This window comes from uncultured Mesonia sp., assembly GCA_947499595.1.
GTDB classification, from domain to species: Bacteria; Bacteroidota; Bacteroidia; order Flavobacteriales; family Flavobacteriaceae; genus Mesonia; species Mesonia sediminis.
Genome location: CANMOY010000002.1, coordinates 59,496 through 83,838 on the forward strand (window position 1 = coordinate 59,496; position 24,343 = coordinate 83,838).

Consider the following 24,343-nt stretch of genomic DNA (forward strand, 5'->3'; position numbering starts at 1 on the left):
TTTTTTATCTTACAACTCCAATTAATTTTATATTATGAAGATTCCTAAGGCTTTAAAAAAAGGAGACCGCGTTGCCATAATTGCTACTGCTAGAAAAGTTAATCCAGAAGACTTAAATCCCGCTTTACGTTTATTAGAATCTTGGGAGCTCGTTCCAGTTTTAGGCAGCAGTATCGGGTTATCAAGTCACCAATTTGCTGGTACAGATGAGCAACGTGCTCAAGATCTTCAAAAACAACTTAACGATCCAAAAGTACGAGCTATCTGGTGCGCCAAAGGCGGTTATGGTACTGTCCGTATTTTAGATTTAGTAGATTTTACAGCTTTTCAGCAAGATCCTAAATGGCTGATAGGTTATAGCGATATAACTGCATTACATAGCCATTTAAATAAACTTAAGGTTGCGAGCCTTCACGCTCAAATTTGTCTTGGCATAGAAACAAAAACACCTAATACCCAAGCCTCTTTAAAGCAATTGCTTTTCGCAAAAAATTGGTGCTACACATTTAAAGGTCATAGCCAGAATAAACCAGGTACGGCAAAGGGTATTTTGGTAGGCGGTAATCTTTCGGTTTTGTTTTCGCTAATAGGCAGTCGCAGCGACTTAGATTTACAGCATAAGATTTTGTTTATCGAGGACTTAGATGAGTATTTGTACCATATTGACAGGATGCTACAAAATTTAAAACGCAACGGGTGGTTCAACAAAATTAGCGGCCTCATTGTAGGAGGTATGAGCGATATGAATGACAATACAATTCCTTTTGGTCAAAATGCTTTAGAAATTATTCAAGAAGCCGTAGCCCCTTATGATTTTCCTGTGGCTTACAATTTTCCTGCAGGGCACCTTGAAGAAAATCAAGCTATAGCCTTGGGTAAAAAAGTGCAACTCGATGTTTCACGTCACCAAAGTGAACTAAAATACATTTGAAACAATAGGGAAAAACTGATAATTATCAAACTTTAGCCATTGTATATAGAAAAGCTGGGGAATAATCAATTGAAAACTGTATTTTAGAAACTTCTAATTGTCTCAGTATGCTTGGGTTTTCCTCTACCATCTCTAGAAAATACTTAATGGCCATTACTGGTCTTTTTCTTTGTCTATTTCTGGTAATTCATTTACTAGGAAATTTTCAGCTTTTGCTTCCTGAAGATGAAGCTCAATTACAATATAATGCATACAGTGCCTTTTTATCGGGAAATATCCTGGTTAAAATAATCGCTTACGTACTTTACATCAGTATCATACTGCATAGCATCGACGCTATTTATCTTAGTTTTAAATCCCGAAAAAGTAAAAAGACTAGGTACCGTTATGATGCTCGTAAAAGAGCCAGTAAGTGGTATTCAAGGCAAATGATGCTTTTAGGAGTAATATTATTTGCTTTTTTAGTCATTCATTTTTATGACTTTTGGTATCCGTTTAAATTTGGTGAACTGACGCTTGACCAACAGGGCAACAAAGATTTGTACCAATTGGTTATAGCATCCTTTCAGAACATAGGCTATGTAGCTTGGTATAGCGTGGCTATTCTAGCCTTGTTTTTTCACCTTTTGCATGGTTTCTTTAGCGCTTTTCGCAGCCTAGGGCTTTACCATCCTTATTATGCGCAAATAATAAAGCTAATTGGAGTAATTTTTTCTTTACTGATTTGTATAGGGTATCTAGGCATACCGATTTATATTTTTATCTCTCGTTGATATGGCAAAATTTATAGCAGCAAAAATACCGGAAGGACCATTGGAAAAAAAATGGCAAAACTATAAAGATCAAGCCAAATTGGTGAGTCCAAACAACCGAAAGAAATTAGAGGTTATTGTAATAGGCACAGGGCTTTCAGGCGCTTCAGCCGCAGCTTCTTTAGCCGAAATGGGTTATCAAGTTAAAAGCTTTTGTTTTCAAGATTCTCCTCGTAGGGCGCACTCTGTTGCCGCTCAAGGCGGAGTAAATGCCATGAAAAATTATAAAAATGATGGAGATAGCGTACAACGTATGTTTTTTGACACCCTAAAAGGAGGGGACTTTAGAGCACGAGAGGCCAACACCTATAGATTGGCACAATGCTCTGCAGCGCTTATCGATCAAGCAGTAGCACAGGGAGTTCCTTTTGCTCGGGAGTATAGCGGTTATCTAAGTAACCGGTCTTTTGGTGGTGTGCAAGTATCGCGTACCTTCTATGCTCGAGGACAAACAGGTCAGCAACTGCTTTTAGGTGCCTATCAAGCTTTACTAAGACAACAAGCAAAAGGAAAAGTGAAAATCTTTAATCGGCACGAAATGTTAGAGCTGGTTTGTGAGAACAATACAGCAAAAGGTATAATCACTAGAAATTTAGTTTCGGGTAAGATCGAAAGACAGGCGGCTCACGCTGTGGTTATTGCCAGTGGCGGTTTTGGGAAAATATATTATTTATCCACTTTGGCTATGGGTTGCAATGCATCGGCTATTTGGCGTGCCCATAAGAAAGGTGCGCTAATGGCAAATCCTAGTTGGACTCAATTTCACCCCACCAGTTTACCTCAAAGCGGAAGCTACCAGTCTAAACTTACCTTGATGTCGGAGTCCTTGCGCAATGATGGCCGAATTTGGGTTCCTAAAAATAAAAAAGACGCCCGAAATCCTAATGAAATTCCTGAATCGGATAGAGATTATTACCTAGAACGCAAGTATCCTTCTTACGGTAACTTGGCTCCGCGTGATATTGCCTCAAGAGCCGCTAAAGAACAAATAGATAATGGGTTTGGGGTTGGTGAATTAAAAAATGCCGTTTACTTAGATTTCGCCAAAGCGATTAAAGATTTAGGTAAAACCACCATTCAAAAACGCTACGGTAATTTATTTGATATGTATGAAAAAATTACAGGGATAAATGCTTTTAAAGAACCTATGAAAATATCTCCTTCTGCTCATTTTTCTATGGGCGGTCTTTGGGTAGATTATGATTTACAAACAAGCATTGCTGGGTTGTTTGCCATAGGAGAAGCCAATTTTTCAGACCACGGTGCAAATCGTTTAGGAGCCAATTCGTTATTACAAGCTTGTGTAGATGGTTACTATATTTTACCCTACACATTACAAAATTATCTCGCTACACAAATTGATAAGCCTAAACCAGCTGCGCATAACCAAGCGTTTGTCGATGCTGAAGAGCGGGTAAAAAAGCAGCTTCAAACTTACCTCAACACCAACGGCACTAAAACACCAGATGAGTACCACAAAGAACTTGGTAAATTGTTGTATGATTATTGCGGGTTGTCTCGATCTCGCAAGGGCTTAACTTATGTTATAAAAGAAATACAGAAGCTTCGAGAAGAATTTAAAACCAATCTTCTTGTTCTTGGTGATACCTATCAAATTAACAGTGAGTTGGAAAAAGCGGGCCGTGTAGCAGACTATTTTGAGCTCGCCGAATTAATGTGCTTAGACGCGCTTAATAGAGAAGAGTCTTGCGGGGCTCATTTTAGAGAAGAATACCAGAGTGACGAAGGTGAGGCGGTAAGAAATGATGATGATTATGCCTATACTGCTGCTTGGGAATGGACAGGAAATCCTAGCCAACCCGAATTGCATAAAGAAAAATTAGTGTTCAAAAACGTGTCTTTAAGTACACGATCCTACAAATAATGCCTATGAAACTTCAATTGAAAATATGGCGACAAAAAAATTCTGATGATCTCGGAAAGTTTAACACTTATGAGCTTAAAGATTTAAATCCTGCGATGTCTTTTTTAGAAATGTTAGACACGCTAAACTTACAATTAATAAAAAACAAAGAAGAACCTGTAGAATTTGACCACGATTGCCGCGAAGGTATTTGTGGCCAATGTGGCGTAATGATTAATGGTATAGCGCATGGTAAACCTAAGAATATTACCACTTGCCAGTTACATTTGCGAGAATTTAAAGACGGTGATACTATCGTTATTGAACCTTTTAGGGCCAAGGCCTTTCCTGTTTTAAAAGACCTTAAAGTTGATCGTAGTGCTTTTGACACCCTTATTGCGTCTGGCGGATATATTGGTGTTGAAACAGGGCAAGCTCCCGAAGCGAATACCACTCCAATACCTCAAGAAATAGCAGAGCAGGCTTTTGATGCAGCCGCTTGCATTGGCTGTGGCGCTTGCGTGGCCACTTGCAAAAATGAAAGTGCAGCACTATTTGTTGGCGCCAAAATAAGCCATTTGGCTGCTTTACCCCAAGGAAAAGCAGAGCGAGAAAAAAGAGTGCTAAATATGGTGAACCGTATGGATGAACTTAAATTTGGTCATTGCACCAATACAGGAGCTTGTCAAGTAGAATGCCCTCAAGATATCAGCGTACTGCATATAGCGAAGCTCAATTACGAATACCTAAGAGCCAAATTAAAAAAGTAAATTAAAAAAAGCTGCTCTTCCGAGCAGCTTTTTTTAATTTTATAAGGTCTCTTTTAACCAATTGAAAAATTCGTGTTGCCAAACCAATGCGTTTTGCGGATTTAGCACCCAATGATTTTCTTCTGGTAGATACAATAATTTACTCTTTACCCCCAACAATTGCGCCGCTTGGTAGGCGCTTAATCCTTGTTCAATGGGCACACGGTAATCTTTTCCTCCTTGAATAATAAAAATGGGGGTATTCCAATTTTTAACGTGAGTAATTGGGTTAAAATCGTGGTAAGCGCGCTGTGCATCCTTATTTTCAGTTTCCCAGTAAGCGCCACCAAAATCGTGATTTACAAAAAATAGCTCTTCTGTAGTACCGTACATACTTCGGGTATCAAAAACACCATCATGCGCAATAAAAGTCTTATACTTATTTTCGTGCATTCCAGCCAAATAAAAGACAGAATAACCCCCAAAACTAGCTCCTACTGCCGCTATTCGCTCTTCATCTATATAGGGTTCTTTTGCCAAAGCATCTGTAGCACTTATATAATCATTGATAACTTGTCCGCCCCAATCTTTACTGATGTCTTCATTCCATTTAACACCATGGCCAGGCATTCCTCTACGATTAGGCGCGATTACTACATAACCTTGAGACGCCATTAGTTGAAAATTCCATCGAAACGAATAGAATTGTGAGAGCGGAGATTGGGGGCCGCCTTGAGCATAAAGCAACGCAGGATATTTCTTGTTTTCATCAAAATTAGGCGGTAAAATTACCCACACCAACATTTTTTTACCATCAGAAGCGGTCACATAGCGTTTTTGAATTTCGGGCATAGCAATTTGAGCATACACCTCATCGTTAATATGAGTCAACTGCTCAAAAGATTCCTTTTTCAAATCAAAAGCAAAAATCTCAGCGGCGTGATTCATATCTGTCCTCGTCACGTAAAGCTTATTATCTTTTTCTAAAATAATACTTTTTATATCAAAAATTCCTGAAGTTAATTGCGTCACCACTGGCATCTTTCTTTTTTTACCAGGAAAATCAACCTCAAATAATTGTATGGTTCCACCAATGGGTGCAGTAAAATAAATTCTTTTTCCATCGTTTGCCCATTTATAGCTTGCCACAGTACCATCCCACTGGGCGGTTAAGTTTTGCTTTACGCCATTTGACAGTATAATCAAGTCATTTTTATCGGCTTCATAGCCGTCTTTTTTCATTTGCAAATAAGCCAAATCTCCATTTTTTGAAAATTGAGGCTGGGTATCGTATCCTTTATTATCTTGAGTGATATTTACCGTTTCTTTGGTCTCAATAGAATACCTATAAATAGCTGTATTGGTGCTTTGCGCATAACTTTTACCCTTTAGTTTTTTGCTTACATAGTAAATATACTTTCCCTCTGGACCCCAGATATAATCTTCGGCGCCACCAAAAGGCTTTTGAGGTGAGTGGTAAGGTTCTTCTGCCATTATATCTATGCCATTAGCATCGCTATAGCCCTTAACTTTATAAAACACGTGATTAAAACTACCGTCTGACCAGGTGTCCCAGTGCCTAATATCTAAATCCGTGTAAACGTAAGCATTAGCTTTGGGTAGCTCCTCATATTTGTCTTTTGCCTTTATTTTTTCAATCGCTACGGGTTGATGAAAAAGCTCGTACTTACCATCAGGTGAGATTTTCTTCCCGATTAACTCTGCTCTATTTTCACTGATGCGTATAGGGTTTTTTCCGTCAAGCGGAATTTTATAATACTCCGAATCAAAGTTGTCATTTTCAATATTAGGTATGCTCAACTTGTAATAAATGTAATTTTGGGCTTGATCTACCCCTATTACACTCAAACGCTTTAAACTCCATAAAGTTTCTGGGGTCATTTTTTCCTGACTCATCACAAGGTTTCCACTAATCATTAGGCTTAAAAAAATTAAAATTTTCTTCATAATCAACACTATTAATGTTTAAAAAGGATTTCAAAGATAATCATTTTAGCAGCGGAAAAACCATGCTAGATTATGTTAAAATGTGTATCTTGTTAGTTCAATAATCGACTACTAATTAGTGGTTTACAAATCCGTAAAGAAAAATTACTATGGCTACACATAATGATTTAGGTAAAAAAGGGGAAGCACTTGCCTTAGAGCACTTGCTCAATGAAGGCTATACCATTTTAGCAAAAAATTACCGCTACTTAAAAGCAGAGGTAGATATTATTGCCCAAAAAGAGCAGAACCTTTGTGTTATAGAGGTAAAAACACGTAGCACACCTGATTTTGGAAATCCACAGGATTTTGTAAAACCCAAGCAAATTCAGCTTTTAGTTACCGCTGTAGATCATTTTATAACTACCAATCAATTAGATTTAGAAGTACGCTTTGACATTATTGCGATTATTATGAATAAACAAGGTACACGTTTAGAGCATTTAAAAGATGCTTTTTATATTTTTTAGCTCCCAAGGGGTTTTAATACTTCGTAAGCTGCTTTAACCGATTTAATTTTATCAAAACTTAAAAGTAAACGCAAGCCGTTACGGGTCTGTTTTTCTTTCATCTTACACAAATGAGCATGGGTTTGCACGTACTGCAATACCTTTGAGAAGGTTTTCGTCTGGTAAAATGAAGACTGTTGATCGGCAATAAAATAACCCACCATTTTTTCTTTCTTAAGAATTATTTTTTCGAGCCCTATTTTAGAAGCAATCCATTTTATACGCACACTATCTAATAAATCTTGAGCTTCCTCGGGTAAAGGTCCAAAACGATCTGTAAGTTCCTTTTCAAAATTTAGAAGTTGTTCTTCGCTGGTTAGCTCATTTAATTTGGTATATAAATTTAAACGTTCTGTAATGTTATTGATATAGTCATCGGGGAATAAGATTTCGAAATCGGTATCTATTTGGGTGTCTTTTACAAATATTTTATCCTCGGTTTCGTTTTCGTGCGCATACAAGTCTTTAAACTCGTTTTCTTTTAATTCTTCAATGGCCTCATTTAAAATCTTTTGATAGGTATCAAAACCTATTTCATTAATGAAACCACTTTGTTCGCCACCCAACAAATCACCTGCCCCACGTATTTCTAAATCTTTCATGGCAATATTAAAGCCGCTACCCAGTTCAGAAAACTGTTCGAGTGCACTAATACGTTTTCGCGCATCATCGGTCATAGCCGAATAGGGTGGTGTGATAAAATAACAAAAGGCTTTTTTATTACTACGTCCCACCCGACCACGCATTTGGTGTAAATCTGATAGACCAAAATTATTGGCATTGTTTATAAAAATAGTATTGGCATTACTTACATCTAATCCGCTTTCTATAATGGTAGTAGAAACGAGCACATCAAACTCTCCATTCATAAAACTTAGCATAAGCTTTTCTAGCTTTTTACCCTCCATTTGGCCGTGGCCCACCCCTATCTTAGCATCGGGAACTAGACGTTGCAACATACCGGCTACTTCTTTAATATTCTCTATTCTATTGTGAATAAAAAACACTTGTCCGCCACGTTGTATTTCATACGCCACCGCATCCCGTATAACCTCTTCAGAGAAACGAATCACATGGCTTTCTATTGGGTATCTATTGGGAGGGGGTGTAGTAATAGTGCTCAAATCTCGAGCGGCCATCAAGCTAAATTGTAGCGTACGCGGTATAGGCGTAGCGGTTAGTGTAAGGGTGTCTACGTTTTCTTTGATGGTTTTAAGTTTATCTTTTACTGCTACTCCAAACTTCTGTTCTTCATCAACGATTAACAAACCAAGATCTTTAAACTTAACATTTTTATTCACCAATTGATGCGTACCAATAACAATGTCTATTTTCCCGTTTTCTAAGTCTTCTAAAACTTGCTTTTTTTCTTTAGCAGTTCTAAACCTATTCAGGTAATCTACACTAACGGGGAAATCTTTGAGTCTTTCGCTAAAAGTTTGGTGGTGTTGAAAGGCCAAAATTGTGGTGGGTACTAAAACAGCTACTTGCTTACCGTTATCTACTGCTTTAAAAGCCGCCCGAATAGCTACCTCTGTTTTACCAAAGCCTACATCACCACACACTAGACGATCCATTGGTTGCTCACTCTCCATATCTTCTTTAACAGCTTGTGTTGCGGTACTTTGATCTGGGGTGTCTTCATAAATAAAAGAAGCCTCTAACTCATGCTGTAAGTAAGAGTCTGGCGCATAGGCATGCCCTTTTTCAAGGCGGCGTTTAGCGTATAATTCGATTAAATTATAAGCAATATGCTTTACGCGAGCCTTGGTTTTTTTCTTTAGGTTTTTCCATGCCTTACTTCCTAGTTTGTAGATTTTAGGAGCTTTGCCATCTTTACCGTTATACTTAGAAATTTTATGCAGCGAATGAATACTTACGTACAAAATATCGCGTTCGCCGTAAATCAATTTAATGGCCTCTTGTTTTTTACCTTCAACATCTATTTTTTGTAAGCCTCCAAACTTTCCAATTCCGTGATCGATATGAGTAACATAGTCTCCCACTTCTAGATTGGTGAGTTCTTTAAGGGTTATGGCTTGTTTTTTAGCATATCCATTTTTTAAATGGAATTTATGATAACGCTCAAATATTTGATGGTCGGTATAGCAGACTTGTTTTGTATCTTGATTGATAAACCCCTGAAATAACGGCAAAACAACGGTTTGGTAATGCACCTGTTGATCTTGGTTGATATCATCTGATTCAAATATATCGTGAAAACGTTTGGCTTGCTGCTCACTGCCGCAAAAAATAAAATTTGTAAAACCCGCTTCATGATTCTTATTGAGATTCTCTACCAATAAATCGAAATTTTTATTAAATGCAGGTTGCGGTCTTGTATTAAATTGAATAAGCTGTTGCGGATTTAAATAAGCTTGTGTTCCCACTTCTACAACAGAAAATCCTAAGAGTTGTTTTTTAAAGGTCTTCGCATCGCAAAACAATTCTTGCGGAGCTTGGTGTTTTATTTCTTCAGATAGATTTTTAAAAGCCTCTTCTGCTTTACCAAAAAGCTTGTCTAATTGGGCAGACAGTAAGTCTATATTTTTAACAAAAACAAGAGTCTTTTGCGCGATATAATCTAGAAAGCTAGCCCGTACTTCTTGTAGTTTTTTATTTTCTACATTGGGCATTATGGCTATTTTCTTTACTCGATCTGTAGATAATTGAGTTTCTACGTCAAAGCTTCGGATGCTATCTACTTCATCGCCAAAAAACTCAATACGATAAGGTTCATCATTGCTAAAGGAAAACACATCAATTATACCTCCTCGTACAGAGAAATCTCCAGGCTCGGTAACAAAATCTACTCGTTTAAATTTATACTCAAAAAGCACCTCATTTACAAAATCTATTGAAAGTTGATCTCCCAAACTAATTTTTAAAGTACTGCGGTCTAATTCTTTACGTGTAACTACTTTTTCAAAAAGCGCATCTGGATAGGTAACTATGACTGCCGGTTTTTTACGAGAGTTGATTCTGTTAAGCACTTCTGCTCGCAACAGCACATTAGCGTTATCGGTTTCTTCTAATTGGTAAGGTCTGCGATAACTACCAGGATAAAATAAAACGTTTTTATCACCTATGAGCTGCTCTAGATCGTTCAAGTAATAAGCCGCTTCTTCTTTATCATTAAATATCAGTAAAAATGGCCTATCAAATTGCTTAAATGTATTCGCAATAACAAAAGATAAGGCTGATCCTACCAATCCTTTGGCATGTATTTTAGCAAATAATTCCTCTGGCTGTTCTAAAGCATTTTGCAGATCGCTCATCTGCGAAAGCCCATTGAATTTTTGGGTAATTACAGGTACACTCATGCCCACAAAGATAAATGCTTGGGCCAAAGTAGGCAATAGCTGGTTTTTATTTAACGTGCTTTTAAACTATAACAATTTATCATTTTTCTAACAGCTCACTATACTAAAACCTTGTATCTTTTGTCAAAAAAGATGGGTATAAAAGAGTATGACGTATTTGTCATAGGTACGGGCACAGCAGGAAAAATGGTTGCAAAGGCTTGTGCTCAAGCAGGAAAAAACGTTGCTATAGCTGACAACAAAGCCTTTGGAGGTACTTGTGCCCTTCGCGGTTGTGACCCTAAAAAGGTTTTGCTAGGATTGAGTGAAATACTTGATCGCTGTAAACAAATGCAAGGAAAAGGAGTTAAAAGTTTACCTGCCATTAACTGGGAAGATTTGCAGTCTTTTAAAGAAACTTTTGTCGATGCTGTACCTATGGCGACAGAAAAAGACCTTCGTGCGCTTGGGATTAGCTTGTATCATCAATCTCCCTATTTTTTAGACGAAAATAGCCTTTCGGTAGAAGGAAAAACCATAAAAGCCAATAAAGTTGTAATTGCCACAGGAAACAAACCTATTCAGATAGATATTACTGGATGGGATTTAACTCTAAACAGCGATGAATTCTTAAATTTAGAAAAACTACCCGAAAGTATGCTATTTGTAGGGGCTGGTTATATTGGGATGGAGTTTGCCCATTTAGCTGCCAGCCTTGGTGTAAAGGTGACTTTAATAGAGGGAGCTGAAAGGCCTTTAAGTCGTTTTGACGAAGATCTTGTCGCCTCTCTTGTCAAAGCTATGGAAGCCAATGGAGTACGTTTCATTTTTAATGCTGATGTGTATAAAATTGAAAAATTACGAAAATATTTCCGCGTAAGCGCCAACCAAAACGATAAGGAAATAGAGGAGAAAACTGAAATGGTAATCAATACGGCAGGAAGAATTCCCGCTATTGACGAACTAAATTTAGATCAAGGAAACGTGGCACACTCTAAAAAGGGTATCACAGTAAATACCCATCTGCAAAATACAGGGAATAAAAATGTTTATGCTTGCGGCGATGTAGCCGATTCTAGCGGTCTGCCTCTTACTCCGCTTTCTTCTTTTGAAGCTGAACTGGTGATTGATCAACTTTTAAAAGGTGAAAAACCTAACGAAGTAGATTATCCTAATCAACCCTCTGTGGTTTTTACCCATCCGCAAATTGCTATGGTAGGTCTAACAGAAGAGGAGGCCAAGCAGAAAAACTTGTCTTTTAAGGTTAAATGTAAAACACAATTGGATTGGTACAATGCCAAACGTGAAAATCACGCTTTTTATGGTTTTAAAACGCTGGTAGATAAAAAAACAAATCAAATTTTGGGAGCGCACATTATTGCTCCTCAGGCCGCCGAAATGATCAATCTTTTTACTTTAGCAATGAATCTCAAGTTAGACACCCAAGCCCTTAAAAAAATGGTATTTAGTTATCCCAGTTGGGGGAATGACATCAAAAGTATGATTTAGTTATTCAAAATACGATATAAGGGATTAGTTTTTCTATTTTTAAATCCGTGGTATGCCGCATATAAAGCAATTACAATTGCCCCTATGAGAGCCGTATAAGCAATGCTGTCTTGGTTATCGATTTGTTTGAAATAAATTGCCACCAGCGCCCAAATACCCACCGCTGCAAATTCTCGCATATTTCTATAAAAAATCATTGCTAAATTGATAATAGTTGCTACAATTATCATCATCAAAGTATACTGCACCTCATTAAATATAAAAGGTTGCCAATCTATCTTCACTAGAAAAGCAGCGGTATTGGCAATAGAAGCAACGCTTAACCAACCGGCATACAAACATATGGGCCACCAATTAAAAGCAATAATAGGCAGGGGCGCATCCCAAACCTCCATACGTGTAGTAACCACTATGCGTAAAAGTGCCACTAGAGCAATAAACATTAAAACTACAGAAATAGCGGTATATTCATACAACCACGCCACCACCCATGCCGAAGTCGCTAAATTAGCAAGAATCAACTTACCTCCAGTTTGTAATAAAAAATTTTCTATTTTGTCTTGTTTAAAAACGCGTATTAGGTGATACACAGTAAAAGCCAACAGACTTAAATAGATGAGGCCCCAAATGGCGAAAGCGTAACCTGCTGGTGTAAATAAGTTAGCATATTCAGGTTGTTTACTAAGGCTACCAATCGTGTTTCCATTTAATTTAAATGCTTGGGTAAAATAGCTTGTTGCAATAGCAATTAACACCGAAATAAAGTTAAAAACGGCCAGTAATTTAGGTTTCATAGTTATGATTTTATTAAAGATAAAAACAATGCGCTTATAAGCGCGATAGTAAAGCGTTAAAATTTACTGCACTTTAATCACTTCATTTTGAGTACAAACATAAACCGATTCATTTGGCATGGATTTCACCAAATACAAACCGGTAAATGTTCCAAAAGCAGGTAAAATCATTTGGTTCTCTGTTTGATAAAAACAAGGTAGTCTTAATTTTTGCCTCCCTAATCCGCGTAAAGCGTAACCCGGATGAAGATGACCGCATAACGTAAAAAAATTAGGTTTATGCTCAGGCTTGTGTGAAAGATAAAAATCACCGATTATTAAGTGCGGCAGTACCTCTAAATTGGCTTTTTTAAAAAAGGACGGGTGCACAATATCGTGATTCCCCTTAATTAGGAGAATGCTACAATTTTGTTGTTTGACCCAGTGCTCAAATAATTTAAACTCTTGATTATAATCACTATGAAATAAATCTCCTAAAAAAATAAGCTTTCGCGGATTGTACTTTTTAATTGCCTCATCTAGCTTTTTAAAATTGACAGTTATAGCTGAAGAAGGCACAGCACTGCCGTATTTTCTAAAGTGTGCAATTTTACCAAAATGCACATCGGCAACAAGTAAAATTTCCTTATTTTCCCAAAATAAAACACCCGAAGCATCGGGTGTAAAGTGTTGGTCTTTTATTGTAATCAAGTTTATTTTTGTTTTACAAAACGAACAGGCTTATCTCTTTTTGGAAGTTTAGCGACGTAGTAAGGCTGTGTCATTACAGTACTCGCTACGCCTTCTGGACGATGCATGGTATAATTTATAATTATTTCTTCATCCTTTTCTTCAACTCCTAAAACATCTATAGCATAGCCTCCAGTAGTTTTTATATCGCTAAAAATGGCCAAAACCATCTCATTCTCAAAGTTTACAGGAAGACCTTTAAAAGAACTGGTTGTGGCATTTATGGCATCCATCTTACGTTTAACTTGTTCCCACTCGGCACTTTGCCGAATAACTGTAGTTTTAGGTTCTAAATTTTCTTCGCCATTACCATATAAGTTTCCTGTTCCTACTAGGGCTAAAGAATCTTGAGTAATGTGTGTGCGCTGCATGGTGTTACAACTGATTAAAGAAAATGCCAAAATAAAGATACCCAAAGTTGCTTTCATATTATTTTTTGATGCAATATAAATAGTTTCAATCTGAATCTAAATTTATTAACAGAATTTTGAATATCCTAGCCACTTAAGTAAAAGCTTTTACCATTCGTTTGATACGATCTTCTAATTTTTCTGAAGAAAGTTTCTCTCGAAGCCTGTCGGTAATGATAGGAAATGAGAACGGAGTTGGTTTTTCGCATTTTTTCCATACTATTTGTTGTTGCTCTATTCTTCTTAACGCCAATCGTAATCTTTCTTCTTGTAATTGGTGCTCAAAGGTTTCTGTGAAGGCTTGCAGAAACAATAGATTTTCTGCCTCGTAATCTCTAAAAACATCAAATAATAATTGTGCACTAGACTGCAAATGTTTGGTTTTGATTAACTGGCTGGGGTAGCCGGTAAAAACTAAACCAGCTATTACGGCAATATCCCGAAACTTTCTTCGAGCCATCTCGGTAGCATTTAAGCTTTTATACAAATCATCCATTAAAAATTCACTCGTAAATAGCTCATTATCTAAAATTTGCTGTACGTCTATTTCTTGATCAGATAATAGTTCAAAACCATAATCATTAAAAGCTATACTTAATGATATTGGCGTAAGTAAACTTAACCTATAAGCGATTAAACTTGCCAGTGGTTCGTGAACAAAGCGTCCTTCAAAGGGATAAAAAACCGCATGGTAGCCCTCTCGTGTTTTAAAAGTTTCTATTAAAAACTGATGTGGTCTTGGTATAATCGATTCTTGTACTTGTCTTTTAAAAATCGGTTTTAAAGCTTTTAACTCAAGGGTTAATTTTTGTCTCGGCCCATCACTATCCGGAAACGTTGAACTTGCCGCATACATTTCTTCCCTTAACAACTCACTCATTTGCGAAGAAAAACTCATTCTGCCTCCTGCCCAACTGGGCACCTTTGCTGTCTTCTTTTTAGATTTTCTTACGTGTACATTCATGCCTTTTATCCGTACAAATTCAAGATTTCTACCCGCAAACGTAAAAACATCGCCAGGAGTTAGTTTAGAAACAAAAAACTCTTCAATATTGCCAATAAATCCTCCCTTTACATACTTTACAGCCAACACCGCATCGCTTACAATTGTACCAATTTGCAACCGATGTCGCATAGCTACGCCACGATCATTTACTTTAAACAAGCCGTCTTCTAGAATTTCAACCTTACGGTATTCATCGTATGTTTTTAAGCTTTCTCCACCATAGCTGATAAAGTTCAAACACCATTGCCATTCTTTTTCACTAATGCTTTGATAACAGAAGGTTTGTTTTATCTCGTTAAAAATGCTTTCAGGATAAAAACCATCAGAAACCGCTAAGGTGATAAGGTATTGAATTAAAACGTCATAACTTAAAAAATAAGGATTGCGATTTTCTACCGCCTGATTCTTCACTGCCTTTTTTAGGGCTGAAGCTTCTATTAACTCTATTCCGTGAGTTGGTAGAAAATGAATGATACTAGTTTCACGCGGCTGATGACCACTTCTACCGGCTCGTTGTAAAAATCTTGCAACCCCTTTTGGTCCTCCAATTTGAATGATGGTCTCTACAGGTGCAAAATCGACTCCTAAATCTAAACTTGAAGTACAGACAACAGCTTTTAAGGTTTCTTGACGAATGGCCTGTTCTACCCACAAACGGGTTTCTTTACTTATGCTACCGTGATGCATCGCTAATTCTCCCGCAAACTCAGGGTATCGCTCCAATAGTTTCTGAAACCACAATTCGCACTGCGAGCGGGTATTGGTGAAAATTAAAGTAGTTTTTGAATGACGAATTATGCCCACCACCTCATCGAGCAAATGTAAACCTAAATGACCTCGCCATGGAAACTTTTCCATGCTTTTAGGAATAATAGATTGTACCTTAATCTTCTTTTTAAGCCTAGCTTTAATGAGTACAGCATTTTTTAACTGATTTGATTGAGGCCCTAATAAAACCTCACGCGCTTGTTCTAAATTACCAATAGTGGCAGATATACCCCAAATTTTTAAGGAAGAGCTCAGTGTTTTTAATCGGCTTAAAGCCAGTTCCATTTGCACGCCACGTTTACTTCCTAGTAATTCGTGCCATTCATCTACCACCACGGCATTAAGACTCGCAAAAATTTGATTGTATTTTTTTGAGGCCAAAAGCAGTTGTAAACTCTCGGGCGTAGTAATGAGCAAATCTGGCATCTTTCTCTTTTGTGCTGCTCTTACTTTTTGAGGAGTGTCACCCGTGCGAATACCCACCGTAATTTCTGGAAATACCTCCTGAATAAATCGTAAAGTGGCTTGTTCTATTTCGCTTGAAAGCGCCCTTAACGGCGTTACCCAAAGCGCCTTAACCCCCTTTTTTAGTTTACCTTCTTTAGCTTTATTGTGTAGTAATTCGAGTACAATAGGCACCCACAAAGCATAAGTCTTGCCGCTTCCGGTAGGCGCATTTAAGAGTCCGTTTTTGCCTTGCTCGTAAGCCTTCCAAGTATCTTTTTGAAATTTAAACGGTTTCCAGTTTTGCTTTGTAAACCAATCTTGTACTATGGCTAAAGATTCTTTTTTATTCATTAAGCTTACCTTTCCAGATTAGATTATTAAATTTTTGAGATCCTCTAGGGTGTTGGCCTCTTCAATCTTTTTATCCTGTCTCCAGCGTAAAATGCGCGGAAACCTTGTTGCCACACCACTTTTATGCCGATTTGATTGAGCGATACCTTCAAAAGCAATTTCAAAAACATGATAAGGTTTTACACTGCGTACCGGACCAAAACGTTCTAGCGTATTTTTTTTAATCCAAGCGTCAACCTTTTTAAATTCTGCATCGGTAAGACCCGAATAGGCTTTTGCAAAGGTTACAAGTTCTTTTTTTTCTTTATCCCATAATCCAAAAGTGTAATCGGTAAATAAGTTACTTCTTCGTCCGTGGCCGCGCATAGCATAGGTTAAAACCGCATCTATTGTAAATGGGTCGACTTTCCATTTCCACCAATCTCCTTTTTTTCGACCAACTAAGTAGGGAGAATCCCATCGTTTAAGCATTAACCCTTCAGATTTTACTGTTCTACTCCGTTCTCGTTCTTTTGCTGCTGCTTGCCAACTCTCAAACCGCATATTGTTTGAAAGCTGCAAAGGGATATTGGTAGAATCAGTTTGATTTATTAACCGCTCAAGCAGGTCTCTTCTCTTTTGGTAAGACTGCTCCCTTATATCTATACCTCCCCATTCTAATAAATCATAGGCCTTAAGTATAACCGGTGTTTTCTCTAGCAATTTTTTGCTTAGTGTTTTACGTCCTATACGGGTTTGTAAATCTTTAAAACTAGCGATTTCATTGTTGTTATAGGCTAATATTTCGCCATCGATAACCGTACCATCTGGTATTACTGATGTAAATTCTTCAAACTCGGGAAATTTATCGGTTACTAGCTCTTCTCCTCTACTCCACACAAACAACTCATTTTCTCGAACAATAATTTGAGCGCGAATACCATCCCATTTATGTTCGGCGGCCCAATGCTTAATATCACCTAAGTCTTGGGGTTCATTTTCTATGGCATAGGCCAAATAAAATGGATAAGGTTTAGAGAGGTAATCTGATTTGTTCTCTTCTAAAATTAATCGTCTAAAGCTGGTTGTACTAGGGTCCCAATTTCCCATTAATTTGTAAGCCAAGATGTCTTCATCAATATCAGTAGCCTTTGCCAATGCGCGGGTCATTAATTTTTGACTTACTCCTATACGAAAACTACCTGTAAACAGTTTTGTAAAAACAAAGCGTTCGTAGTAATCTAAGCTTAACCAATTTTCTTTTAAATAGGCTTCTTTTTCTTGTTCGCTTTGCTTTTTAAGAGCAATCATTTCAGTTAAAAATTGATGTAAGCCTTTTTCTGATTTTTCCTGTGCTGCAGGTATTACCAGTGCAATAGTTTCGGCAAGATCGCCAACAATGTGATACGATTCTTCAAATAGCCAGAGCGGTATTTGGGCAAGTTCTGCCGCCCATTGCCGCATTAGTTTGGTATTCACAGGTCGAGTAGGTCTGCGGTGAGATAAGATGGCAATTGTCCATACCTTATCTTTATCTTCGGCCTCTTTAAAGTAATTGGCTAAAGCTTTGACCTTTACTGTTGTTTTATTGGTACTATCTAAAGTTTTTATGAGTTGAGCAAATGCTTTCATAGTCTTTCTAGTTTGCTCGCGCCCGATTTTAATTCTTCTGCCGTTTCTTCTTCAAATTGGGTTTGTTCTGTGCGGGCATCAAAACCTTGCTCGTTTAAGAACCTTGAGAAAATATCGGTATACCCATGTGTACATATTATTTTTTCTGCTCCGGTAGCTTTTATGGCACTTAACAAGCTTGACCAATCGCAGTGGTCTGAAAGTACAAAGCCTTTATCTATTGCTCGTCTTCTTCTAGCGCCTCTAAAGGTCATCCAACCGCTTGCCGACGCCGTCACATACGGTACCATTTTCCTAATCCAAGGTGAACCGTGAGCACTAGGTGGTGCCAGCACTAAATTACCTTTTATTTCTTCTTTTTTGGTATCTTTTGTTATGCGCTTGGTTTGTGGTAAGCTAGCAATGTTGCGTACCACATCATTCATATTTTCAATGGCTGCGTGGGTATAAATTTCTCCAATGCTTGCATCTATATTTTTAAGTAATCGCTGCGCCTTACCCAATGAGTAAGCAAATAATACAGAGGTATTACCCTCTTCTCTGTTTTCTTGCCACCACTGATTAATTTCTTGAAAAACTTCTTTTTGTGGTTGCCATTTAAACGCGGGTAAGCCAAAAGTGCACTCGGTAATAAAACTATGGCACTTAACTGGTTCATAAGGAGTTGCGATACCATCATCTTCTAGTTTATAGTCGCCTGTAAATACCCACACCTCACCTTTATACTCTACCCGAACTTGCGAAGAACCAATTATATGGCCTGCGGGGTGCAAAGAAAATTTTACTCCGTTTACCATAAACGTTTCTCCCCAATTTACTCCTGCCACTTGTATATCTCCCAAACGGTGTTTGATGATAGGTACATTGGTATGATGGGTAATGTACTGCAGATGCCCCCAACGCGAATGGTCTGCGTGACCGTGAGTAATGATAGCCTTTTTTACTGGTTTCCAAGGATCTAAATACACATCGGCTTGTTGGCAGTAGATCCCTTTGGCGTTAAAATGAAGTAAAGGCTTTTTCATAAGCTTGAAGATACTTAAAATAACGTGCCGGTATTTTTCTTTATGGAAATCTTAGCGGAATTTTAAGAGATTTAAAAGATTCTCATAAATAAGCTATAGCTAATCGAACTTCGCGTGAGGGATTGAATGGCCTGTTTGAGCTCTTGCCAAACTTTAGTTTAGGCAAAGCGAGTAATGAAAGCCCGACCCGTTTTGGTAAACGGGGCACGCCCGTCTAAAACAATTGATTGAGCACCTCTAGAGATTTAGGTTTTCTAAAACCTGACAAATGCAATTGGTAGTATAAAAGCATCATTTGTATAAATTCTTGCCTACGGTTTTGGTTGAGATTGAACTGCTGGGTTGCTTCCCTATTTTCTTGTAGCAGTTGTTGAAGCAATTTGGTATTGTCATTCTGCAAGCAATAATTGTTGGTCTCTGTAGCTTGAAATTGCCCCTCTTCTAAATTAAAATAAGCTTCTTGAAGGTTCCCCTTTTGAGGTAGAAAGCCTAAGTATTTGGTAAAATCGACCATAAATTTGAGATGAAAATTGACAAATTGGTCGCTTTGGTCTAAGGCTATAAATTGTTCTTCTAAAAAGTGATAAAGCGATGGATTTTGTTCTTCTTCTTGTATACAAATACCAATTAACTCGGCTAGGAATAAGGCTATAGAAGATTTAAATATATTGGTAGGAATACTTTTGTATGGGAAATCTATTTTAGCTTCTCTAAAGTAAGAGAGTTTTCTGCCTTCTTTGTACTGTATAACGGCATCGATAATGTGGAGAGGTTGAAATAGACTGCTTTTTAATTTTCCTTTCTTACTTTTTAGCACGCCCTTTAATAAAAAGGAAAGGCTGCCTTTTTCTTTAGTAAAACAACGCACAATTAAATCGGCTTCGCCAAAACGCAGACTATGTAAAACAATAAGTTTTGTTTTGATAAGCATTAGCGAATAATCATTATTTTTGCCAATTTGGTTTCTAGTTGGTCTGCCGAGGTGAGCATTACAATATAAACTCCACTGGCTACCGCGTGCTTGCCAAAGGCACGCGTATCCCATTGCACACTTCCGCCTTGAGCGGTAGTCTCAAAAACCAAATTGCCACTTATATCGGTTATTTTTACGTTTGCCCCAGCCATTAATCCGTCTATGGTAACAGGGCCTTTATAATGAGGCCTTACAGGATTGGGATAAGCCCGTACTTGCTCAAAATTTTCTTGACTTTTTGTGGCTGTTCCTCTAAAAGCGACGAGCCCGCTGCGGGTGCCTATATAAACCTTAGCTGTTTCTGGATCTATAGCGATGCTGGTTACCGAATTTGAAGGTAGTGGCGAATTGTCTGTGGTAAAATGATAAATGGTTTCCTGCCCGTTTGCCGAAACATAAAATACGCCGGCCTCGGTGGCGATCCATTTATTATTGTTACCGTCTACCGCGATGTCTTGTATACTGTTTTCTGCTAAGAGCTCTTGAGCCACACCATCTTCATCTAATATAATAATTTGACTGGTGCTCGTGTCTGGATTGGTAAACATGCTTGAAGGATTAAAAAGAACCCGAAGACCCAAGGTAGTCCCTATCCAGAGTTGGTTATTGTTGTCTAAAGCTAAAGTTTTAACCGAGTTACCTTCGGGTAAATTCCCTGCGTTTTCTTGACCCGTTACCTTAGTAAATTGTCCCGTAGATGGATTAAAACCAATAAGCCCATTGGCATAGCTACCAAAATAAATGAGGTTAGATTGATCTATAACTAAATCGCTCAAACCTAGTTCACCAGAGAAGTAATTTGGAATAATTTCGGATATATCAAAAAAATCAAGCCTACCCGAACTTGGTGTTAGTTTAAAAAGTCCGTTTTTCACCAAACTTATCGTACCCCAGAGGTTACCCGATGAGTCAAAATCTAAACCGTTTACCCGTACATCGCCCATCACGGTATTGCCGTTAGGATCTAGGGTTTCGGGTAGATTTGCGGTATTTTCATCATATTTAAAAACAATTTCATTGTTCACCAATTCTAAAAATCCGTCTACGTAGCTGCTTATAAATACTTGGTTGGTTTGTTTGGGGTTTATGATGGGTCTTACCAATACGCGAGTATCTTGCAAATCATCATAGGTTATGTTGATCCAGCGTTCATCTTTTAAATGGCTTACCCCGCGCTGGTTTAATGGGTAGGGGTCTAAGGCGCCTGTATATTCGCCATATACCGCCCATAATTCGTTGGCTACGGCATCTAACCCAAACACATCATTTCTTATGGGTCCCAACGGACTTAAATATTTTGGTTCATCAAACGCATTAATAAACGAAAGCAAACCTAAATTGAAATCGCCAGTATAGAATCTTGCGTTATAGTAAAGTGTGCAAGTGAATTGCGGAGAGAAAGTGGAAAAATTATTTAAGTTCTGAAGTTCACTTAAATTTTGATTATAGATTTTAATGGTTTGGCTACCGGTTAATATAATCTGCTCCTCACTAACACGAAAATCAACCACATTAAAATTTACATTTACCTGCTGGGAAACATTGTTATTTTGCACCTTTTGTAGGGCATTATTTGCAGTAAGTGCAAGCAATTGGTTATCAACCAAGGCTACGCCTTTGTATTCTGTACTATTTATGACATTCCACGCATTAAAATCTATAAGATTAGGATTGTTCTTATCTGCATAGCGCAATCCGGCCTGGGTAGCCGCGTATAGGTTATCGTTTTGTATTGTCAGTTGATTGACCTGTAAATTTGCACCAGCATTACCGATAAAGTAGGTGTCACCAAATTTAAGTTCATTTAATCTAAAAACGGTTATACCGTAGTTGGTGGCGAGGTATAATTTATCTCCATCTTCTAGCATATCGTTAATTCTACGCTCAGATGGCGGTATACCAGTTTTATTAGGAATATCAACCAGCTTGAAAACATTTTTAGTTTGTAAATTATAAACATCAATCAATCCGGTTTCATAGCCTATAAACAATAAATTATAAGAGGCACTAAAATGAATCTTACTAATGTTTTGACTCGATAATCCCTGAATAGATGATATTTTCTCGATATTACCAGTAGCTTGATTGTAGATAAAAACAGTATTCTGGGCGCCTACAAAAAATGTACTCCCCGATCTGGCTATATCTTGAATTTGATAATAAGAAAAATGATCTTCCCAATCTAAATCGCTTTGCGCATTACTTAGGGTAAAGATGAAAAGACTAAGTATAATTGTTAATAATCTATACACGTTAGTAATTTTAAGGTTGTTAACTTTATTTTTCTGATTTTTAGTATAAAAGGATAAAAATAAATTACCTTATACCCCACGCAAGCTTTATACAATACGTTTATGGCCTGTTTTGCCACTTACCAGTTTAGCATTACTTGTACAAATATATTTGTTTATTACTATCTTCTTAAATGAATTGTATATTTTCGGGGTTTGTATTTAGAAGGTTTTTATATATTTGTTTATCTAACAAGATAATACCTAATGAAATTACACTATATCTTACTTCTGCTTTTAGGTTTCTTTTGGGCGCCTCAAACCCTAGAGGCACAATCTTTTTCACAAGAAATAGGTATTACCACAGGCCCTGTTTTCTTTAAATCAGATTATGGTTTACGAAAAAACAGAGAGACCAATTTTGGAAATGTAGGATTAGGCGTAGGTCTCGTACACTATATTAATTTTGCTTATAGCGCCGATTGTCAATGTTACCATAGTGTTAGGTATTTTAATAATCACTTTAAAGTAAGAACCGAACTAACATATACAGAAACCAATCTAAATCACTTTGGTAAAGAAGCCGATAAAAATACCCTTGGCGGATTGCAATTGCGATCTATGCACGGTAAAGCAACTACATTAGAAATAGGTCCTAGCTTAGAGTGGTACCCCTTTCTTATTAGAATTTCTGAACGTGCCAGAGACCGGAAAATTGCGCCTTATCTAAATCTAGGGATTAACTTAGTGCTATATAATCCCGAAGTAGCAACCGATTTGCCTGGCCGTATAGGGGCCATCAACAATACCTTTAATGAATTTTTGGCTCCTTTTGGAGAAGAGTCGTATATAGACCCGAGCTCTGGAACCACTTATGCTTTAAAAGGAGGGGCCGGTGCCCGCTATAATATTACTAAAAGAAGTAGTGTGTTAATCGATTTACGCTGGACGTACTATGGTAATGATTTTATTGATGGTCTAGACCACGATAATCCGCAAAATAAATACAATGATTGGGCATTTTGGATAAATGTAGGTTACGTTTTCTACCTTAATATGTAGTACCAATACTTTAAATCATTCTTTTAACTACCAACATTATCTAAGGCTTGTTTTAAATCGAGTATAAGGTCTTCTTGATCTTCTATGCCTAAGCTTAATCGAATTAAAGTATCCACTACTCCCATTTTTTCTCGCTCTTCTTTTGGGATTGAAGCATGAGTCATACTTGCAGGATGTCCCACTAAAGATTCTACTCCGCCTAATGATTCCGCCAAGGAGAAAATTTTTAAGTTTTCAAGTACCTGTAGGGCTTTTTCCTTTTGATTACCTACTATGGTAAAAGCAATCATGCCTCCATAATCTGTCATTTGTTTTTCTGCGATATGGTGGTTGGGGTGCGACTTAAATCCAGGCCAGTAAACTTGGCCTACTGCTGGATGCTGTTTTAGAAACAATGCTATGGCTTTTGCATTCTCACAATGCCTTTGCATACGCAAATGCAGCGTTTTTATGCCTCTTAAAACCAAAAAACAATCCTGCGGACCCGGTATAGCTCCACTGGCTTTTTGAATAAAATATAGTTTTTCGGCTAGATCTGACTCATTTACCACTAGTGCTCCCAAAATCACATCGCTGTGGCCTCCTAAATATTTAGTTGCACTGTGCATAACAATATCTGCACCCAAAGCCAAAGGTTGCTGTAAATAAGGGGTAGCAAATGTATTATCTACCGCCAATAGTATACTATGCTTTTTAGCTATTTGAGCCACAGCTTGTATATCGATAAGATGTAATAACGGATTTGTAGGTGTTTCTATCCAAATCAATTTTGTGTTTTGATTGATAAACCTTTCCATATTCCGGGCTTCTTGCATAGATATAAATGTGAATTTTATACCTAGATCTGCATAAATCTGGGTAAATAACCGATGTGTGCCACCGTAAATATCTGTAGAAGTGAGCACCTCGTCACCAGGTTTGAGCAACTTCATTACTGCATCAATGGCGGCAACTCCAGAGCCAAACCCCATTCCATATTTACCATTTTCTAGGCTTGCAATAGCTTTTTCTAATGCTGTCCTTGTAGGGTTAGCGCTTCTGGCATAAGCAAAACCCTTATGATCACCCGGACTTGATTGAACAAAGGTTGAAGTTTGGTAAATGGGAGGCATCACTGCATTATATGCCGGATCAACATTTTTTTGCCCACCGTGCACAACTTTGGTATTGAATTTCATTGGTATTGATTTAGCTCTATCAAAGTTAAGCTGAGCAACATAAAGAAGCAAAAAGAATAAGCGATAAAAGAGCGA

General features: G+C 37.6%; 18 protein-coding genes. 7 read left to right on the top strand and 11 right to left on the bottom strand.

Annotation, left to right across the window (positions count from 1 at the left end):
- Positions 1–34: 34 nt before the first annotated feature.
- From ACH2AZ_RS02455 to ACH2AZ_RS02470, 4 genes are all read left to right on the top strand, one after another.
- A complete protein-coding gene (locus tag ACH2AZ_RS02455) occupies positions 35–931 on the top strand; it encodes an LD-carboxypeptidase (RefSeq protein WP_394906488.1) in 897 nt (298 codons plus the stop codon).
- A 107-nt stretch (positions 932–1,038) separates the two neighbouring features.
- Positions 1,039–1,704, top strand: coding sequence for a succinate dehydrogenase cytochrome b subunit (locus tag ACH2AZ_RS02460; RefSeq protein WP_394906489.1), 666 nt, complete (start codon positions 1,039–1,041; stop codon positions 1,702–1,704).
- Between the two features lies 1 nt (position 1,705).
- Entirely contained in the window at positions 1,706–3,628 is a 1,923-nt protein-coding gene (locus ACH2AZ_RS02465) for a fumarate reductase/succinate dehydrogenase flavoprotein subunit (RefSeq protein WP_394906490.1), read from the top strand.
- Positions 3,629–3,633: 5 nt separating this feature from the next.
- The gene (locus tag ACH2AZ_RS02470) at positions 3,634–4,377 is read left to right on the top strand and encodes a succinate dehydrogenase/fumarate reductase iron-sulfur subunit (protein WP_394906491.1); all 744 of its coding nucleotides are present in this window, start codon (positions 3,634–3,636) and stop codon (positions 4,375–4,377) included.
- A gap of 39 nt (positions 4,378–4,416) precedes the next feature.
- Here the strand turns inward: ACH2AZ_RS02470 and ACH2AZ_RS02475 are convergent, their stop codons facing one another.
- Positions 4,417–6,324 (bottom strand): S9 family peptidase, encoded by a 1,908-nt coding sequence (locus ACH2AZ_RS02475; protein WP_394906492.1) that lies wholly within the window; start codon positions 6,322–6,324, stop codon positions 4,417–4,419.
- A gap of 149 nt (positions 6,325–6,473) precedes the next feature.
- Here ACH2AZ_RS02475 and ACH2AZ_RS02480 point away from each other — a divergent pair, with 149 nt between their 5' ends.
- Complete coding sequence (locus ACH2AZ_RS02480; RefSeq protein WP_394906493.1) at positions 6,474–6,833, top strand: YraN family protein; 360 nt, start codon at positions 6,474–6,476, stop codon at positions 6,831–6,833.
- Here ACH2AZ_RS02480 and mfd read toward each other — a convergent pair.
- Positions 6,830–10,195, bottom strand: a complete 3,366-nt coding sequence (gene mfd / locus ACH2AZ_RS02485) for a transcription-repair coupling factor (protein ID WP_394906494.1) — start codon at positions 10,193–10,195, stop codon at positions 6,830–6,832. The two genes, ACH2AZ_RS02480 and mfd, sit on opposite strands and share 4 nt — an antisense overlap.
- Positions 10,196–10,315: 120 nt before the next feature.
- Between mfd and ACH2AZ_RS02490 the strand changes: the two genes are divergently transcribed.
- Complete coding sequence (locus ACH2AZ_RS02490) at positions 10,316–11,683, top strand: dihydrolipoyl dehydrogenase family protein (protein WP_394906495.1); 1,368 nt, start codon at positions 10,316–10,318, stop codon at positions 11,681–11,683.
- Here the strand turns inward: ACH2AZ_RS02490 and ACH2AZ_RS02495 are convergent.
- The 8 genes from ACH2AZ_RS02495 to ACH2AZ_RS02530 form a co-directional block, all read right to left on the bottom strand.
- Positions 11,680–12,477 (bottom strand): tryptophan-rich sensory protein, encoded by a 798-nt coding sequence (locus ACH2AZ_RS02495; protein ID WP_394906496.1) that lies wholly within the window; start codon positions 12,475–12,477, stop codon positions 11,680–11,682. The genes ACH2AZ_RS02490 and ACH2AZ_RS02495 overlap by 4 nt on opposite strands.
- A 63-nt stretch (positions 12,478–12,540) precedes the next feature.
- Entirely contained in the window at positions 12,541–13,167 is a 627-nt protein-coding gene (pdeM, locus tag ACH2AZ_RS02500) for a ligase-associated DNA damage response endonuclease PdeM (protein ID WP_394906497.1), read from the bottom strand.
- A gap of 2 nt (positions 13,168–13,169) precedes the next feature.
- On the bottom strand, positions 13,170–13,634 hold the full coding sequence (locus ACH2AZ_RS02505; protein WP_394906498.1) for a protease complex subunit PrcB family protein: 465 nt from the start codon (positions 13,632–13,634) through the stop codon (positions 13,170–13,172).
- Positions 13,635–13,710: 76 nt separating this feature from the next.
- Positions 13,711–16,188, bottom strand: coding sequence for a ligase-associated DNA damage response DEXH box helicase (locus ACH2AZ_RS02510; RefSeq protein WP_394906499.1), 2,478 nt, complete (start codon positions 16,186–16,188; stop codon positions 13,711–13,713).
- An 18-nt stretch (positions 16,189–16,206) separates the two neighbouring features.
- Positions 16,207–17,799, bottom strand: a complete 1,593-nt coding sequence (locus ACH2AZ_RS02515; RefSeq protein ID WP_394906500.1) for an ATP-dependent DNA ligase — start codon at positions 17,797–17,799, stop codon at positions 16,207–16,209.
- The gene (locus ACH2AZ_RS02520; RefSeq protein ID WP_394906501.1) at positions 17,796–18,824 is read right to left on the bottom strand and encodes a ligase-associated DNA damage response exonuclease; all 1,029 of its coding nucleotides are present in this window, start codon (positions 18,822–18,824) and stop codon (positions 17,796–17,798) included. Before ACH2AZ_RS02520 ends, ACH2AZ_RS02515 begins: the two co-directional genes overlap by 4 nt.
- A gap of 214 nt (positions 18,825–19,038) precedes the next feature.
- On the bottom strand, positions 19,039–19,755 hold the full coding sequence (recO, locus tag ACH2AZ_RS02525; protein WP_394906502.1) for a DNA repair protein RecO: 717 nt from the start codon (positions 19,753–19,755) through the stop codon (positions 19,039–19,041).
- Positions 19,755–22,049: a two-component regulator propeller domain-containing protein gene (locus ACH2AZ_RS02530; protein ID WP_394906503.1), complete on the bottom strand. Its 2,295-nt coding sequence runs from the start codon at positions 22,047–22,049 to the stop codon at positions 19,755–19,757. Before ACH2AZ_RS02530 ends, recO begins: the two co-directional genes overlap by 1 nt.
- Before the next feature lie 246 nt (positions 22,050–22,295).
- Here ACH2AZ_RS02530 and ACH2AZ_RS02535 point away from each other — a divergent pair, with 246 nt between their 5' ends.
- Positions 22,296–23,090, top strand: a complete 795-nt coding sequence (locus ACH2AZ_RS02535) for a glutamate dehydrogenase (RefSeq protein ID WP_394906504.1) — start codon at positions 22,296–22,298, stop codon at positions 23,088–23,090.
- A gap of 23 nt (positions 23,091–23,113) precedes the next feature.
- On the opposite strand, the gene ACH2AZ_RS02540 is transcribed toward ACH2AZ_RS02535, so the two are convergent.
- Positions 23,114–24,268, bottom strand: a complete 1,155-nt coding sequence (locus ACH2AZ_RS02540) for a trans-sulfuration enzyme family protein (protein WP_394906505.1) — start codon at positions 24,266–24,268, stop codon at positions 23,114–23,116.
- Positions 24,269–24,343: the final 75 nt, after the last annotated feature.

Excerpts from the sequence above, each read along its gene's own strand:
- ACH2AZ_RS02470 (WP_394906491.1), top strand. The coding sequence starts at position 3,634 with ATGAAACTTCAATTGAAAATATGGCGACAAAAAAATTCTGATGATCTC.
- ACH2AZ_RS02515 (WP_394906500.1), bottom strand. The coding sequence starts at position 17,799 with ATGAAAGCATTTGCTCAACTCATAAAAACTTTAGATAGTACCAATAAA.
- ACH2AZ_RS02505 (WP_394906498.1), bottom strand. The coding sequence starts at position 13,634 with ATGAAAGCAACTTTGGGTATCTTTATTTTGGCATTTTCTTTAATCAGT.
- ACH2AZ_RS02460 (WP_394906489.1), top strand. The coding sequence starts at position 1,039 with ATGCTTGGGTTTTCCTCTACCATCTCTAGAAAATACTTAATGGCCATT.
- ACH2AZ_RS02495 (WP_394906496.1), bottom strand. The coding sequence starts at position 12,477 with ATGAAACCTAAATTACTGGCCGTTTTTAACTTTATTTCGGTGTTAATT.
- ACH2AZ_RS02520 (WP_394906501.1), bottom strand. The coding sequence starts at position 18,824 with ATGAAAAAGCCTTTACTTCATTTTAACGCCAAAGGGATCTACTGCCAA.
- ACH2AZ_RS02475 (WP_394906492.1), bottom strand. The coding sequence starts at position 6,324 with ATGAAGAAAATTTTAATTTTTTTAAGCCTAATGATTAGTGGAAACCTT.
- ACH2AZ_RS02510 (WP_394906499.1), bottom strand. The coding sequence starts at position 16,188 with ATGAATAAAAAAGAATCTTTAGCCATAGTACAAGATTGGTTTACAAAG.
- ACH2AZ_RS02480 (WP_394906493.1), top strand. The coding sequence starts at position 6,474 with ATGGCTACACATAATGATTTAGGTAAAAAAGGGGAAGCACTTGCCTTA.
- ACH2AZ_RS02465 (WP_394906490.1), top strand. The coding sequence starts at position 1,706 with ATGGCAAAATTTATAGCAGCAAAAATACCGGAAGGACCATTGGAAAAA.
- ACH2AZ_RS02535 (WP_394906504.1), top strand. The coding sequence starts at position 22,296 with ATGAAATTACACTATATCTTACTTCTGCTTTTAGGTTTCTTTTGGGCG.
- ACH2AZ_RS02540 (WP_394906505.1), bottom strand. The coding sequence starts at position 24,268 with ATGAAATTCAATACCAAAGTTGTGCACGGTGGGCAAAAAAATGTTGAT.
- ACH2AZ_RS02455 (WP_394906488.1), top strand. The coding sequence starts at position 35 with ATGAAGATTCCTAAGGCTTTAAAAAAAGGAGACCGCGTTGCCATAATT.
- mfd (WP_394906494.1), bottom strand. The coding sequence starts at position 10,195 with ATGAGTGTACCTGTAATTACCCAAAAATTCAATGGGCTTTCGCAGATG.
- recO (WP_394906502.1), bottom strand. The coding sequence starts at position 19,755 with ATGCTTATCAAAACAAAACTTATTGTTTTACATAGTCTGCGTTTTGGC.